The 14,342-nt window shown below is 67.1% G+C and carries 13 protein-coding genes; 8 read left to right on the top strand and 5 right to left on the bottom strand.

The window, feature by feature from the left end:
* Nucleotides 1–2 precede the first annotated feature (2 nt).
* The 3 genes from ACODRZ_RS01450 to ACODRZ_RS01460 all read right to left on the bottom strand — a co-directional run bounded on the left by ACODRZ_RS01450 (nucleotide 3) and on the right by ACODRZ_RS01460 (nucleotide 3,788).
* Nucleotides 3–1,220 carry a glycosyltransferase gene (locus ACODRZ_RS01450; protein ID WP_488971141.1) on the bottom strand — a complete coding sequence of 406 codons (1,218 nt, stop codon included), beginning with the start codon at nucleotides 1,218–1,220 and terminating at the stop codon, nucleotides 3–5.
* A gap of 37 nt (nucleotides 1,221–1,257) precedes the next feature.
* On the bottom strand, nucleotides 1,258–1,830 hold the full coding sequence (locus tag ACODRZ_RS01455; protein ID WP_488971142.1) for a helix-turn-helix domain-containing protein: 573 nt from the start codon (nucleotides 1,828–1,830) through the stop codon (nucleotides 1,258–1,260).
* A gap of 173 nt (nucleotides 1,831–2,003) precedes the next feature.
* Complete coding sequence (locus ACODRZ_RS01460) at nucleotides 2,004–3,788, bottom strand: ABC-F family ATP-binding cassette domain-containing protein (protein ID WP_488971143.1); 1,785 nt, start codon at nucleotides 3,786–3,788, stop codon at nucleotides 2,004–2,006.
* Nucleotides 3,789–4,050: 262 nt separating this feature from the next.
* Here ACODRZ_RS01460 and ACODRZ_RS01465 point away from each other — a divergent pair, with 262 nt between their 5' ends.
* The 4 genes from ACODRZ_RS01465 to ACODRZ_RS01480 all read left to right on the top strand — a co-directional run bounded on the left by ACODRZ_RS01465 (nucleotide 4,051) and on the right by ACODRZ_RS01480 (nucleotide 6,789).
* Entirely contained in the window at nucleotides 4,051–4,350 is a 300-nt protein-coding gene (locus ACODRZ_RS01465) for a PepSY domain-containing protein (RefSeq protein ID WP_488971144.1), read from the top strand.
* A 91-nt stretch (nucleotides 4,351–4,441) separates the two neighbouring features.
* Nucleotides 4,442–5,119 carry a response regulator transcription factor gene (locus ACODRZ_RS01470; RefSeq protein ID WP_008832032.1) on the top strand — a complete coding sequence of 226 codons (678 nt, stop codon included), beginning with the start codon at nucleotides 4,442–4,444 and terminating at the stop codon, nucleotides 5,117–5,119.
* Between the two features lie 61 nt (nucleotides 5,120–5,180).
* On the top strand, nucleotides 5,181–6,497 hold the full coding sequence (locus ACODRZ_RS01475; protein ID WP_488971175.1) for a sensor histidine kinase: 1,317 nt from the start codon (nucleotides 5,181–5,183) through the stop codon (nucleotides 6,495–6,497).
* A gap of 88 nt (nucleotides 6,498–6,585) precedes the next feature.
* Nucleotides 6,586–6,789, top strand: a complete 204-nt coding sequence (locus tag ACODRZ_RS01480; RefSeq protein WP_488971145.1) for a hypothetical protein — start codon at nucleotides 6,586–6,588, stop codon at nucleotides 6,787–6,789.
* Nucleotides 6,790–7,041: 252 nt separating this feature from the next.
* Here the strand turns inward: ACODRZ_RS01480 and ACODRZ_RS01485 are convergent, their stop codons facing one another.
* The gene (locus ACODRZ_RS01485) at nucleotides 7,042–7,356 is read right to left on the bottom strand and encodes a chorismate mutase (RefSeq protein WP_488971146.1); all 315 of its coding nucleotides are present in this window, start codon (nucleotides 7,354–7,356) and stop codon (nucleotides 7,042–7,044) included.
* Nucleotides 7,357–7,464: 108 nt separating this feature from the next.
* On the opposite strand from ACODRZ_RS01485, the gene ACODRZ_RS01490 reads away from it, so the two are divergent.
* Both ACODRZ_RS01490 and ACODRZ_RS01495 read left to right on the top strand, forming a co-directional pair.
* A complete protein-coding gene (locus tag ACODRZ_RS01490; RefSeq protein ID WP_036522601.1) occupies nucleotides 7,465–8,481 on the top strand; it encodes a polyprenyl synthetase family protein in 1,017 nt (338 codons plus the stop codon).
* A gap of 113 nt (nucleotides 8,482–8,594) precedes the next feature.
* Nucleotides 8,595–9,359 carry an energy transducer TonB gene (locus ACODRZ_RS01495; RefSeq protein WP_488971147.1) on the top strand — a complete coding sequence of 255 codons (765 nt, stop codon included), beginning with the start codon at nucleotides 8,595–8,597 and terminating at the stop codon, nucleotides 9,357–9,359.
* A 3-nt stretch (nucleotides 9,360–9,362) separates the two neighbouring features.
* Here the strand turns inward: ACODRZ_RS01495 and ACODRZ_RS01500 are convergent, their stop codons facing one another.
* Nucleotides 9,363–11,291, bottom strand: a complete 1,929-nt coding sequence (locus tag ACODRZ_RS01500; RefSeq protein WP_488971148.1) for a putative bifunctional diguanylate cyclase/phosphodiesterase — start codon at nucleotides 11,289–11,291, stop codon at nucleotides 9,363–9,365.
* Between the two features lie 234 nt (nucleotides 11,292–11,525).
* On the opposite strand from ACODRZ_RS01500, the gene hrpB reads away from it, so the two are divergent.
* The gene (hrpB, locus tag ACODRZ_RS01505) at nucleotides 11,526–13,988 is read left to right on the top strand and encodes an ATP-dependent helicase HrpB (RefSeq protein WP_488971149.1); all 2,463 of its coding nucleotides are present in this window, start codon (nucleotides 11,526–11,528) and stop codon (nucleotides 13,986–13,988) included.
* Between the two features lie 45 nt (nucleotides 13,989–14,033).
* Entirely contained in the window at nucleotides 14,034–14,312 is a 279-nt protein-coding gene (locus ACODRZ_RS01510; protein ID WP_488971150.1) for an ETC complex I subunit, read from the top strand.
* Nucleotides 14,313–14,342 lie beyond the last annotated feature (30 nt).

Below are 14,342 nucleotides of genomic sequence, written 5' to 3' on the forward strand. Positions count from 1 at the left end.
GGTTAGACGGTCTCGGCGATCGGGGCGGGTTGGCTCGCCCCCAGCATGCCCTTCCAGAAGTGCACGATGTTCTCGGCATTGACGCCCCACGAGAAGCGGCTGACATGCTCGGCCACCTCCGCCTGCGAGGGCGGGTCGGCGAGAATGTCCTCGACTGCGGCGGCAATGGCGTCCGGCGTGCGTTCGACGATGCGGCCCGCGCTGGGATCGCTGACGATCTCGCGCGCGCCGCCGATGTCGGGGATGACGATCGGGGTGCCGCAGGCAAGGCCCTCCACCCACACGTTCGCTAGTCCCTCGCTGGCCGAGGGCAGCACCAGCACGTCCGCCGCGCACAGGACATGGGGCAACAATTCGTGGTCGATGAGGCCGAGGAACTGCACTCGTTCCGCAACGCCAAGGCGGTGTGCCAGAGCCTTGAGCCGGGCTTCGTCCTCGCCCGCGCCGGCCAGCGCAAGCCGCGCTTCGGGAAGGCGGGTGAGGGCTTCGATCACCAGCGCCTGACCCTTGCGCGGGATCAGCGAGCCTGGAGTCACCAGCAGCGGGCCTTCGGACCAGATCTGCAGGTTGGGCATGGCGGACACCAGCGCGCGGGCGGCGCCGCGCTCGATCGGATGGAATTTCTCGCGGTCGAGGCCGGTGTAGTGGATCTCGATCCGGTCTGCGGGCATGCCGAGCGCGATCATGTCCTCGCGCAGCGCCTGGCTGACCGCGAGCAGCCCGGCGGACTGGTGCGCGGCTTCCAGCATCTGCTTCAGGGCATGCGGGCGCTGGCCCCAGAAATGGATGTCCGCCCCGCGCGACTTGATGGTCAGCGGGATGCCCAGTTCGCGCGCGACGATCGCGGCGGCTGGGCCGTCCGGGAAGAAGAACTGCGCATCGACGAGGTCGAACGGCTTCTCCTTGTGCAGCCCCCGCACCAGCGGCAGGACGGCGCGCGCGATGCGCCCTGGATTGGTGTCGCCGCCGACTTTCGGGAAGGTCGTGAACTTGGGGTAGTGGACCTTGAGGCCCACCGCGTCGCTCACCTCCGGAATGTCCTTCAGCCGCGCGTAGGGTTCGCGCGTGGAGAGCGGCCAGGGCGGGATGCCGATGGGGCTCACCATCGTCAGGTCCACCTGACCGCTGGCGACGACCGCGCGCATCTGGTTGCCGACGAATACGCCGAACGAGGGCTTCACCGGGTTGGGGAACAGCGTGGCGATGGACAGGACGTGCATGGATTTCCCGTGGCGGCCGAGGGTCAGAGCTTGCGGATCAGAGCTTGCGGACAAGCATTTCGGCAACCGCGAGCCAGGCGGGTTGTTCCACCGCGACCGGGCTTTTGCCAGCGGCGGGCGGCAGCAGGGTGACGGCCTGTGCACTGCCCTCGGTGAGCCGACCGAAAGCGAAGCGCCCGCCCGGCATCGGCGCCAGCACGTCGCGGTTGAGCAGGTCGGCGGCCTCTTCGGGGCGGTGCTGGCGCAGCCACAGCTGGTCGCCCTCGCGGTATTCGCCGACGGCGGCGTCCACCGAGACGACCACCCACGGCGCGTCGGAGGAGAGGTCGTTGGGCAGCACGGCGTCGACGGGCTTCTTCAGCGTCTCGGCGCCCTTGGTGCCGAGCGTGGCGACGAGGCGGGCGGGCTCGGCGCCTTCGGAGCGCAGCAGCGTTTCCGGCTCCACCTGCAGCGCGGCGGCGATGCGGTTCATCCATACCAGCGACAGGTTGCGCATGCCGGTTTCGAGGCGGCCGATGGTCTGCGCGGTGGTCGGCGGATCGCAGGCCAGCGCCACGTCGGCCAGCGTCATGTTCTTCTGGCGGCGGATGTCGCGGATGCGGTTTATCATGGTGGCCCTCGCTAACCGATTTGGTTGGGGGGCTATCGGCTGAATGGTGGGATTTGGCAAGGGCGGTGTGTGACGCGGGGGCTTCGACAAGCTCAGCCTGAGCGGGTTTCAGAGCAGGTCTTTAAATTCCGCTCAGGCTGAGCTTGTCGAAGCCCCCGCGCCATAAGCCTGCCTCAGCCCTCGACCTGCTCCGCCAGTTCCAGCCAGCGCTCCTCGGCGGTGTCCTTCTCGGCCCGCGCCTTGGCGATGGCGTCGGTCAGTGCGGCGAACTTCTTCGGGTCGCGCGTGTAGAGCGCCGGGTCGGACAACGCCGTCTCGTCGCGCGCGATCAGACCTTCGAGTTCCTCGATCCGCTTGGGCAGCAGCTCGTAGTCGCGCTGGTCCTTGTACGAGAGCTTGGCCTTCTTCGCGGGCATCTGCGGCGCGGCGGCAGCGGTTTCCGCCTTCGCCTTCTTCGCCGAGGCCACGGTGCGCTCGCGGCGCTTGGCTTCCCAGTCGGCATAGCCGCCCGCGATCACATCGATATGGCCCGACCCGTCGAGGCCGAGCGTGATGTTCACCGTGCGGTCGAGGAAGTCGCGGTCGTGGCTGACGATCAGCACGGTGCCGTCGTAGTCCGAGATCACTTCCTGCAACAGATCGAGCGTTTCAAGATCGAGATCGTTGGTCGGCTCGTCGAGCACCAGCAGGCTGGAGGTGGTGGCGAATTCGCGCGCGAACAGCAGGCGCGAGCGCTCGCCGCCCGAAAGGGTGCCGACCTTGGCCTCGACCAGACCCGGATCGAACAGGAAGTCCTTGAGATAGCCCTGGATGTGCTTGCGCACCCCGCGCACGTCGATCCAGTCGCTGCCTTCGGCCAGCACGTCGCGGATACGCATTTCCGGCTCCATGCGGCTGCGCTGCTGGTCGATCACGGTGGGCTCCATGCTGGCGGCCTGCGTGATCGTACCGGAATCGGGCTGCATCTCGCCCATCAGCAGCTTGAGCAGCGTGGTCTTGCCCGAACCGTTGGCACCCACGATGCCGATGCGGTCGCCGCGCTGGATGCGCAGGGAGAAGTCCTTGATGACCGTGCGGTCTCCGAAGGCCTTGGTCACCTTGTCGGCGACGATCACCGACTTGGTCTTGCTGTCGTTGGCGACGACTTCCAGCTTGGCCGCGCCCTGCGGGCCGACCATCGCGGCGCGGGTGGCGCGCATTTCCCACAGCTTGGCCAGACGACCCTGGTTGCGCTTGCGGCGCGCGGTGACGCCGCGTTCCAGCCAGTGCGCCTCGATCTTGAGCTTGGCGTCGAGCTTCTGCGCGGCGCGCGCTTCCTCGGCGTAGACTTCCTCTTCCCACGCCTCGTAGCCGCCGAAGCCGATGTCCTTGCGGCGCAGGCCGCCGCGGTCGAGCCACAGCGTCGCGTTGGTCAGGCGGGTCAGGAAGGTGCGGTCGTGGCTGATGACCACGAAGGCGCCGTTGTAGCGCTGCAGCCACGTTTCCAGCCAGTCGATCGCGGCGAGGTCGAGGTGGTTGGTCGGCTCGTCGAGCAGCAGCAGGTCGGGTTCCATCGCCAGCGCGCGGCAGAGGGCTGCGCGGCGGCGCTCACCGCCCGATGCGCTGGCGGCCTCACGCGAAAGGTCGATGCCGAGCTGGTCGGCGATCGCCTCGACTTCGTGCCGGGCAGGCGCATCGTCGCCGTGGATCGCGAAGTCGAGCAGGGTGTCGTAGCCGGTGAAGAACGGGTCTTGCTCCAGCGTGACGACGCGCGTGCCCGGCTGCACCGAGCGGGTGCCCTTGTCGGCATCGACGATGCCCGCCAGCAGCTTGAGCAGCGTGGTCTTGCCGGCGCCGTTGCGCCCGATCAGCGCCAGCCGGTCGCGCGGACCCACGTTGATGTCGAGGCCCTGAAAGAGCCAGCCATTGCCCTGGACGAGGCCGAGGTTTTCCCAGCTGAGGATCGGTGCGAGTGCCATGGCCCGCGCCCTACAGGGGAGGGAGGGAGAAGGGAAGGCGGTGTGTGCCCGATGGGGCTTCGACAAGCTCAGCCTGAGCGGTTTTGAGAGCGGACCTCTAAATCCCGCTCAGGCTGAGCTTGTCGAAGCCCCGGCGGCAGGGCGCTTATCAACGCAGCACGCCACCCAGCGTTGCCCATCCGCAACACCGGAAACCTGTCTGCCACCTTCCCGCCACATTCAGGACTTGTTCAAGCCTTCAAGTTTAGGCACCGAGGTCGTGATGAAAAGGATTTCGACCCTCCTTGCGGCACTGGCCGTGCTTCCCGCCCTGACGGCTCCGATGGCGCATGCCTCCGGCGGCGAGCAGGGCGAGCTGCGGCGCGAGCGCCGTGCCGGCAATGTCCTCCCCCCGCGCGAGATCGAGCGCGAGGTGCTGCCCCGCATGGCGGGCATGCAGTACATCGGGCCTGAGTACGATCCGGCTGCGATGACCTACCGCCTCAAGTTCATCAAGAACGGTAAGGTCTATTTCGTCGACGTCGATGCCCGGACGGGTCGCATCATCGGCCAGTCCCGTTAGGAACGAGCGGGGAACTTAGCGACGCCCTGTTGCTTGACCGTTTCAGCCTTTCGGCCCATCTCCACCTCGTTCATGTTAGGAGGACGGTAAATTGCGCATCCTGATCGTCGAGGATGAGCCCACCCTGGGCAACCAGCTCAAGACCACGCTGGAGCAGAACGGCTATGCCGTGGACCTCTCCGCCGATGGCGAGGACGGGCATTTCCTCGGCTCCACCGAAGATTACGACGCGGTGATCCTCGACCTCGGCCTGCCCGAGATCGACGGGCTGACCGTGCTGGGCATGTGGCGCCGCGAGGGCCGCACGTTCCCGGTGCTGGTGCTGACCGCGCGCGACAGCTGGTCGGACAAGGTCGCGGGCCTTGACGCCGGCGCCGACGACTACCTCGCCAAGCCGTTCCAAACCGAGGAGCTGATCGCCCGCCTGCGCGCGCTGATCCGCCGCGCCTCGGGCAATACCTCCAGCGAACTGACGGCGGGGCCGGTGCGCCTCGACACCCGCTCGGGCCGCGTCACGCTGTCCGGCGAGCCGGTCAAGCTGACCGCGCAGGAATACAAGCTGCTGTCCTACCTGATGCACCACAAGGGCAAGGTGGTCAGCCGCACCGAACTGATCGAGCACATCTACGATCAGGATTTCGACCGCGATTCGAACACGATCGAGGTCTTCGTCACGCGCATCCGCAAGAAGCTGGGTGCCGATGTCATCACGACGATCCGCGGCCTTGGATACAGTCTCGACGATCCCGCCGAACCCGGCCGCGGCTGAGGCTGCATCCCCTGATGTTCGCGTGAAGCGAGCCGGCAGCACCGGCTCGCTCGCGCGGCGCATGATGCTGATCGCGGCGGGTTGGATCTCGTTCCTCCTGCTCGCGGGCGGGCTGGCGCTCGACCATACGGTGACGGGCATCGTCACGCGCAATTTCGACGAGCAGCTCGGCTACATGCTGACGGGCATGATCGGCTCGGCCGAAATCTCGCAGGATGGGGAGGTGTTCTTCATCCGTCCGCTCGGCGACCAGCGGTTCCTCGAACCCAATTCCGGCCTCTATTGGCAAATCCGCGCCAAGGGGCATGAGGACTTCCCCTCGCGCTCGCTGTGGGATCGCAGCCTGAACGTGCCGGATGGCCATTTCGACGCCGAAACCCACGTCTACGACAGCTTCCAGTTCGAAAACGAGCCGCTGCGCGTGATGGAGCGGTCGATCATCCTGCCGGGCAGCGATGCGAAATGGATGTTCACCGTCGCCGCCAGCCGCAAGGACCTCGACGACCAGATCAAGATGATCCGCTCGATCCTGGTCTACAGCTTCGTGGCGCTTGGCGTCGGGCTGTTGCTGATGGCGGGGATGCAGACGTGGTACGGCCTGTTCCCGCTGCGCCACGTCCGGCGGGCAATCCAGAAGCTGCGCACGACCGGCTCCAGCCGCGTCAACGATCCGCTCCCGCGCGAGGTCGAGCCGCTGGTGAACGAGCTGAACGCGCTGCTCGCCCATACCGAGCGGCAGGCGGAGGAGGCGCGCACCCATGCGGGCAACCTCGCCCATGCCCTCAAGACGCCGCTGACGGTGGTGATGAACGCCGCCACGGCACAGGCGCCCGACCTTGCCGACACCGTGATCCGCGAGGCGGCGGTGATGCGTCGTCAGGTCGATCATCACCTTGCAAGGGCGCGCGCGGTGGGACGCCGCGCCGTCGGCCAGTCGCGCGCCGAAGTCTGGCCGAGCCTCGAGGCGGTGCTGCGCGCGGTCGAGCGGCTTTACGACCAGGCCCGCTTTGACCTCGACGGCAACCACGAGGTCGTCGTCGCGATGGAGAAGCAGGACCTTGAGGAAATGCTCGGCAACCTGATCGAGAACGCGGCCAAGTATGGCGGCGGCAGCGTCTTCGTCACCGTCGATGCGGCGAAGAACGAGCGCTTCTGCGAAATCTGGATCGAGGACGACGGCATGGGCATCCCTGAGGCCGAACGCATCCGCATCTTCGATCGCGGCGCACGGCTGGATACCGGCAAGCCCGGCACCGGCCTTGGCCTTGCGATCGTGCGCGATGTGGTGGAGATTTACGGCGGCGCCGTCGAACTCGACGAGAGCGAGGATCTGGGCGGGCTGCTGGTGAAACTGAAGCTGCCGCGCATCGGCAGCTGATAGATTTTTCGGGGTAACCGGTCCTGCCACGGCTTGCGGTCGCGGGCAGGCGGGCTATCTGCGCGGCATAGCCAATTCAGGAGCATTCATGAGCAAGCCCATCAACGTCCCGCTGACCTCGGACGAGATCGAAATGCTGGTCGACGCGCTGGAAGTCGATCTCGAGGGGTACCTCGAATCGGCCAAGGAAGCGCGCGGCAACGGCAACCGTGATGACGTCGCGACCTTCACCGAGGCGGCAACGCGCATCCAGACGCTGATGGCCCGCCTGCAGGATCTGGTGGAAGATTAAGCGGGGTTTGAAGCGCAGGACCAAGGCAGCCCGAGGCTGCCGGTCCTGCCCTTGACTGCATACCCCCGTCACCCTGAACTTGTTTCAGGGTCCATTCCTCGGCACACCCGGGCGCCTGAAATGATAAACGGCGGGCACCGATGGTGACGCCACATATCCGGGCAAGCCGCCAGATGGACCCTGAAACAAGTTCAGGGTGACGGAACTATGAGGAGAGCATCGTGGCACGGCTCGTGCTAACGACGCGCTTCCTTAGCCCTCGTTCTTGGCCTGCTCGTGGTGGCGGATCACTTCGTCGATCACGAAGCGGATGAACTTCTCACCGAAATCGGGGTCGAGATGCGCGTCCTCGGCCAGCTTGCGCAGGCGGGCGATCTGGCGCTCCTCGCGGCCGGGGTCGGAGGCGGGAAGGTCGGTCTTCGCCTTGTATTCGCCCACGGCCTTGGTGATCCGGAAACGCTCGGCAAGCATATGGATCAAGGCTGCATCGATGTTGTCGATGCTGGAGCGAAAGCCCGCAAGCACGGGGTCGACGGTGCCGACGGTCGAGGAAGTCTGCTGAGTCATCGCAGCGCCCGCTAGCACGGGTTTCCCACTTCTGCCAATCCGGTTGCGGCCACGGTTGATACCGTTTGCGCTTGCGTTGAGGACGCCTAGCGCCCAAAGCGCGCAGCGATGAGCGCAGATATCGTCCCCCTGCAGACGCGCAGGCAGCAACCCTCCCTGGCTCCTATGCTGGCGCTTACTGCGTCCGGCATGAACAGCGTCAATGCCGTCATTCTCGACCGCATGCAGAGTGAGATTCCTCTTATTCCGGCCCTTGCCGGGCACCTGATCTCGGGCGGCGGCAAGCGCATGCGCCCGATGCTGATGGTCGCGGCTGCGGAACTCTGCGGCTACCAGGGCAACCGCCACCACAAGCTGGCCGCAGCGGTCGAGTTCCTCCACACCGCCACGCTGCTCCACGACGACGTCGTCGACGGTTCGGACATGCGCCGGGGCAAGGCCGCTGCCAATATCGTGTTCGGCAATCCGGCGACGGTGCTGGTGGGCGATTTCCTGTTCACCCGCGCCTTCGAACTGATGGTCGAGGACGGCAGCCTCAAGGTGCTGCGGGTCTTCTCCAAGGCCAGCTCCATCATTGCCGCCGGTGAGGTCGACCAGCTGACCGCGCAGCGCCGGATCGAGACGAGCGAGGATCACTACCTCCAGATCATCGGCTCCAAGACCGCCGCGCTCTTTGCCGCCGCCACTCGCATTTCCGCGATCGTCGCGGAAAAGAGCGAGGCGGAGGAAATGGCGCTCGACGCCTATGGCCGTAACCTCGGCATTGCCTTCCAGCTGGTCGATGATGCCATCGACTACGATTCGGAAGTTACCGAATCGGGCAAGGACAAGGGCGACGATTTCCGCGAGGGCAAGATGACCCTGCCGGTCATCCTCGCCTATGCGCGCGGCAACGCCGAGGAGCGCAAGTTCTGGGAGGACGCCATCGCCGGCTTCCGTACCGAGGACGAGGACCTCGCCCACGCCGTCGAACTCATCAACCGCCACGGCTGCGTCGAGGCGACCCGTGAGCGGGCACGCCTCTACGCCCAGCGCGCGATCGATGCGATCGCGGGCTTCCCGGCCGGAGAAGCGCGCAACGCCATGGCCGAGGCGGTCGAGTTCGCGGTCGCGCGGCGGTATTGAGCTGAGGCTCGCTCGTCCGGGCGGGCATCGGAGCCACAGTCCACAGGGATTGCGACACTCTGCAACAAAGCCGTAATTGCGGCGCGAGCCCGGCTCGCTTAATGAGGCGCGCCATGCCCTCCTACGCCGACAGGGGCGCCACCGGATACCAGTCCGGGTCGCCTCGCCAACGCCTGATCTCCTCGCTGCTGTCGGCGGCGATCATCATTATTGCCCTGTTGATCGCCATCTACCAGACGGCGGTGGCGCCCTTGCGGGAGAAGGCGAAGAACCCCGTCACCTTCAATGTCGAGGGCGAGGACGCCGATACCGGCGCCAAGTCTCCTGAACCCGCCAAGAAGGCGGAGAAGGTCGAGAAGGATCAGGTCCAGCAGCCCAAGGTCCAGGTCGAGACGCCGGTACAGCCGGTCGAGAAGCCGACCCAGGCGCCGGAAAAGCCCGCTTTCAGCTTCCTCAAGCTTTCCAAATCGGAGATGGCGGCGGCCGACATCGGTGGGATGAAGAGTTCGGGCAGCGGCAGCCCCTCCGGCGGCGGCAACAGCGGCTCGACCTATGGTCCCGGCGAAGGGCCGGGCGGTGCGACTCTCTACAACGCCGACTGGTTCCGTCGGCCCACCGACGCACAGCTTGGCGGCTATATGCCCGCCAATGCGCCGCGGGAGGGCTGGGGCATGGTGGCCTGCCAGACGATCGATCATTACCACGTCGAGAACTGTCAGATTCTCGGCGAATCGCCGCGCGGTTCGGGTTTCGGGCGCGCGGTGCTCAATGCCGCGTGGCAATTCCAGGTGATCCCGCCGCGCATCAATGGCAAGCCGCAGGTCGGCGAATGGGTCCGCATTCGCATCGACTACGGGGTACGCGCCAGTCCCGGCTGACGATCAGCCCGCCACGGAATTCCAGCGCGCCGTGCCGGGCTGGGCGAGCCGTTCCAGAACTCTTTCCAGCGTCATGGGCCGGGCGATGAAATAGCCTTGAGCCAGCGAGAAACCCGCCAGCCTTGCGCTGACGAGCTGGTTCTCCGTCTCGATCCCCTCGATCACGCACTCCAGCGAGAGCGAGCGGGCGAGGTGACGGATTGCCGTTATCAGGCGGCGGCCCGACGCCTCGTCCAGCCGCACCGCGAAGCTGCGGTCGATCTTCACCATGTCGAGCGGTAACTGGTGCAGAGAGGACAGACTGGAATAGCCCGTGCCGAAATCGTCGAGCGCGATCCGCATCCCCGTCTGCTGTAGCCGTTCAAGCGCGGCGCTGGCGATGGCGAATTCCGAAATGAGTGAGGATTCGGTGATCTCGATCAGCACCCGGCGCGGATCGCAGCCGGATGCCTCGATCCGCCGGAGCAGCGCGTCGATGGTCTCCGGGTTGCAGATGTCGTTGCCGGATAGGTTGAAGGAGAGGCGCAGGCCTGCGGGCAGCCGTGCCAGCGCATCGAGCGCCTGGTCGAACAGCGCCAGCGTGACTTCGCGCGCACGCCCGACGCGCTCTGCCGAGGCGATGAGAAGTTCCGGCGAGATATGGCCGAGCCGAGGCGAGTGCCAGCGGGCGAGGCATTCGACGCCGATCGTGTCGAGGTCCTCGGTCGCGACGATCGGCTGGTAGTTGAGCGAGAGTTCGGCATCGAGGTCGGCCAGCTGCAGCGCGGCGTCGAGCGACTGCTCGCTTCGGATCAGCCGTTCCAGTTCCTGCGAGAACAGGACGCACTGGCCGCGCTTGTGGTTCTTGGCGTGGTACAGCGCGAAGTCGGCGCGGTCGAACAGCAGGTTGGCGCTGGCGGCGGTCTCGGGATAGACGGCCAGCCCCGCCGAGCAGCCCACCGATACCATGATGTCGCCAATGCGGGCGGGCTCGCGGATGGCGCGGCACAAGTCGTTGGCGACGCGCTCGGCCTCGGGCGGGCCGCTCATGACGATAAGTCCGAACTCGTCGCCGCCGAGTCGGGCGACGATGGCATCGCCGGGGCAAGCCGCATTCATGCGCGTACCGATGATCTGCAGCAGCCGGTCGCCATGGGCGTGGCCGTGAGTGTCGTTGACCGGCTTGAAGCGGTCGAGGTCGATGAGGCCGACGCTGAAGCGGTCTTCGGGGCCGGCGCGCTCCAGCAGCCCCTCCAGCGTCGCGAAGAAGAAGCGGCGGTTGGGCATTCCTGTGAGCGCGTCGGTCTGGGCGAGGCGGGCATTCTCCTCGCCGAGCGCCTGTGCCTGTTGCCGCTCCATGCTGAGATCGCGTTGGGAGGCCTCGAGATCGACGAAGGAATGATAGGAATCGCGCAGGATCTTGAGGATGCCGATGGCCACGAGGGTAATGTTCGCGGCGATGGCGATCAGCACTTCGCCGCCTGTGATCACAGAATAGGTGAGGAAAGTCCCCAGAACCGTAACGCAGACTGCAAGCGCCGCGCGTGGCAGGAAGTTGAGGCAGAACACGCAGCCCAGCACCGTCACCGAGACGAAGACGGCGACGTGGCCATGCTCGTATGGCCCGCCATACTGGTCCAGCGTCAGCGACCAGGCGACGAAGGCCATTGAAAACACCACCGCGAAGATGTGCGTGCGGCGCAGGCGCCGGTCGACCGCTGCGAGTTCCAGATCTGCAGGCCTGACGGGGCGGGTCCAGAGTATCATGCGCAGCACGCATGCCGTGATCAGGATGCCCGGGATGGTGTAGACGAGCAGGGGCGGAGCAAGATGGCGATGGGTGAAGGCCAGAACGGCGGCATTGATCGAAAGCAGACCGTAGAGCGGCGGTATGTGCTCTCGCAGGCGCAGATACTGCGCGACGCGGAGGGGATACTGACCGGCAACATTCATGGTGTGCGCGTCTGCAATTCGAGAACGGGGGCTCGCAAGCGGTCCCCGATACTATCCAAGTCTTTATGAAAAGTGCACAAGCGAGGCGAAATGATCCCGTATCGCAACCGCTTTGGCGATTTCACGCGCGGTGGTAATGTGTCTGGAAAATGCCCTTGGAGGCATTTTCCCTGGCGGTCGGTGCCGCGAAATTCGTATTTCGCGAATTTCCAAACGATCTCTAAAGCCGCGCCTGTGAGCACCTTGCCGATCCATGCCGTCCTGCCCGATCTTCTCGCCGCCCTGCGTGCCGAGACGGGTATCAGCACGGGCGCCGTGCTCATCGCCCCGCCCGGTGCGGGCAAGACCACCGCGCTCGCCCCGGCCCTGCTGGGCGAGGACTGGTGCAGCGGCACCGTGATCCTGCTCTCGCCGCGCCGTGTCGCCGCGCGGGCCGCCGCCGAGCGCATGGCCGAGCAACTGGGCGAGACTGCAGGAGAGACGATCGGCTACGTCACCCGTCTCGACGTCAAGCGTTCGGCCCGCACGCGCGTGGTGGTGATGACGGAGGCGATCTTCGTCTCGACGATCCTCTCGGACCCGGAGCTTCCCGGCGTGTCCGCCGTGCTGTTCGACGAGGCGCACGAGCGCCACCTCGACAGCGACCTCGGCCTGGCGCTGGCGATCGAGAGCCGCGCCGTGCTGCGCGAGGACTTGCGGGTGGTCGTCATGTCCGCCACCATCGACGGTACCCGCTTCGCCCGGCTGCTGGGGGAGGGCACCCCGGTCATCGAGAGCGCGGGCAAGGCCTGGCCGCTCGAATTGCGCTGGCTGGGGCACGCGCCGGACAGGCGGATCGAGGACGCGGTCGCTTCGGCTGTCCTCACCGCATGGCGCGACACCGATGGCGATGTGCTGGCCTTCCTCCCCGGCGTTCGCGAGATCGAGCGGGTGGCCGAGGGTCTGGCGCAGAAGCTGCCTGCTGCGCTGGTCCTGCCGCTCCACGGGCAGTGTGATCCCGCCGCCCAGCGCGCGGCGATCCGGCGCGATCCCGAAGGCCGCCGCCGGGTGGTGCTGGCGACCGCGATCGCGGAGACCTCGCTGACGCTCGACGGCGTTTCGGTGGTGGTGGACGCGGGCCTCTCGCGCCGTGCCGAGTTCGACAAGGCGGCGCGCGTCACCCGCCTCGTCACGCACCGGGCAAGCCGGGCCTCCGCTGCCCAGCGTGCGGGCCGCGCTGCCCGCCAGCAGCCCGGCGTCGCCTATCGCCTTTGGGAAGAGGCCGCTCATGCTGGTCGTCCAGAGTTCGATCCGCCCGAAATGCTGACCAGCGACCTTGCGCCGCTGACGCTCACGCTGGCGCAGTGGGGGGCGGGCGATCCGCAGGCGATGGCCTGGCTGGACCCGCCGCCCGGCCCGGCGCTGGAAGCGGCGCGCAAGGGGCTGGCGGCACTCGGTGCGCTCGATGGGGAAGCGCGCATCACCGCGTTCGGGCGCAAGGTGGCGAGCCTGCCGATGGACCCCGCGCAGGCGGCGATGATCCTGCGCGCGACCGAACATGGCGCGGGCGAGGATGCGGCGAAGCTCGCGCTGCTGTTGCAGGAGCGCGGGCTTGGTGGCCGCAGCGACGACCTGACGCAGCGCCTTTCCCGCTGGGATACCGACCGCGCGCCCCGCGCGCAGGCTTCGCGCAAGCTCGCGGCGGGCTGGGCACGGCGGGCGGCGGGGTTGGTCGATGCCAGCGCCGCCGACGATCTGCCCCCCGGCGTGATCCTCGCCCTCGGCCGTCCCGACATGCTGGCGCGCCGCCGCGACGGTTCGGGCGAGACATGGTTGAGCGCGGGGGGCAGGGGCTACATGCTCGACCCCGCCTCGCCGCTGGCCGCGCGCGAGTGGATGGTGATCGGCGACGCGCAGGGGCAGGCCAAGGGCGCGCGTATCCTTTCCGGCGCCTCGCTGGAAACGGCCGAGGTCGAGGCGTGGCTCGGCGATGCCATCGAGCGTCGCACCGTGCTGCGGTGGAACGAGGTCGATGGCCGAGTGGAGGCGCGGCTGGAGCGTCGGCTCGGCGCGATCACGCTGGCGAGTGGACCTGACCCGTCGCCCGACCCGGAAGCGATCCGCGCCTTCCTGATCGAGCGCATACGCCTCAAGGGCCTGTCGCTGGTGCCGCTGGGCAAGGGCGCCCAGAACTTCCTGCGCCGCGCGCGCTATGCGGGGATCGAGGCGGTGTCCGAAGAGGCGCTGCTGGCGGACCTCGAGGAATGGCTCGGGCCACTGCTGGGGCGGCGGCTGGACCAGCTTGACGGCGGCGCGGTGGCGCAGGCCTTGCGCAATCGGCTGAGCTGGGATGACCAGCAGGCGCTCGACCGCCTGGCTCCCCCCGAGTTCCGCAGTCCCGCCGGTTCCACGCATCCCATCGACTACGAGGACGAGGGCGGCCCCTCGGTGGAAGTGCGCGTGCAGGCCCTGTTCGGGCTCGACCGGCATCCCGGCTTCGGTCAGCCTTCGCAGCCGCTCCTGCTCAAGCTGACTTCGCCCGCCGGTCGCCCGATCCAGACCACACGCGACCTGCCCGGCTTCTGGCGGGGATCGTGGCGCGACGTGCAGCGCGATATGAAGGGGCGCTATCCGCGCCACCGCTGGCCCGATGAACCCTGGACCGAAGACCCCAGCCTCAAGACGCGCAATGCCTTTGAAGCAAGTCGCAAGGCGTGATTCGCGCTTGATTTCGGCAGCGATTCGGAGGCAAAGCGCTGGCTCATGAGCGCACGCATTTATCAACGCCCGAAGAACGCCATGCAGTCCGGCAAGGCGCTGCTCGACCAGTGGACCCTGGAGTTCGCACCGTCCGAGGCGAAGAAGCCCGATCCCCTGATGGGCTGGGCCGGCTCGGGCGACATGCAGCAGCAGGTCATCCTGCGCTTCCCGACCTCGGAAGAGGCCAAGGCCTATGCCGACAAGTACGGCATCGAGGCGGAAATCCATGCCACTCCGCCGCGCCGCCTGAAGATTCAGGCTTACGCCGACAACTTCCGCTGATCTTTCATCGCCCCGGCTCAAGTCCGGGGC

This window comes from Novosphingobium sp. FG90 (genome assembly GCF_057808725.1).

Coding starts and splice junctions, on each gene's coding strand:
- ACODRZ_RS01450 (WP_488971141.1), bottom strand. CDS start 1,220: ATGCACGTCCTGTCCATCGCCACGCTGTTCCCCAACCCGGTGAAGCCC.
- ACODRZ_RS01455 (WP_488971142.1), bottom strand. CDS start 1,830: ATGATAAACCGCATCCGCGACATCCGCCGCCAGAAGAACATGACGCTG.
- ACODRZ_RS01460 (WP_488971143.1), bottom strand. CDS start 3,788: ATGGCACTCGCACCGATCCTCAGCTGGGAAAACCTCGGCCTCGTCCAG.
- ACODRZ_RS01465 (WP_488971144.1), top strand. CDS start 4,051: ATGAAAAGGATTTCGACCCTCCTTGCGGCACTGGCCGTGCTTCCCGCC.
- ACODRZ_RS01475 (WP_488971175.1), top strand. CDS start 5,181: ATGATGCTGATCGCGGCGGGTTGGATCTCGTTCCTCCTGCTCGCGGGC.
- ACODRZ_RS01480 (WP_488971145.1), top strand. CDS start 6,586: ATGAGCAAGCCCATCAACGTCCCGCTGACCTCGGACGAGATCGAAATG.
- ACODRZ_RS01485 (WP_488971146.1), bottom strand. CDS start 7,356: ATGACTCAGCAGACTTCCTCGACCGTCGGCACCGTCGACCCCGTGCTT.
- ACODRZ_RS01490 (WP_036522601.1), top strand. CDS start 7,465: ATGAGCGCAGATATCGTCCCCCTGCAGACGCGCAGGCAGCAACCCTCC.
- ACODRZ_RS01495 (WP_488971147.1), top strand. CDS start 8,595: ATGCCCTCCTACGCCGACAGGGGCGCCACCGGATACCAGTCCGGGTCG.
- ACODRZ_RS01500 (WP_488971148.1), bottom strand. CDS start 11,291: ATGAATGTTGCCGGTCAGTATCCCCTCCGCGTCGCGCAGTATCTGCGC.
- ACODRZ_RS01510 (WP_488971150.1), top strand. CDS start 14,034: ATGAGCGCACGCATTTATCAACGCCCGAAGAACGCCATGCAGTCCGGC.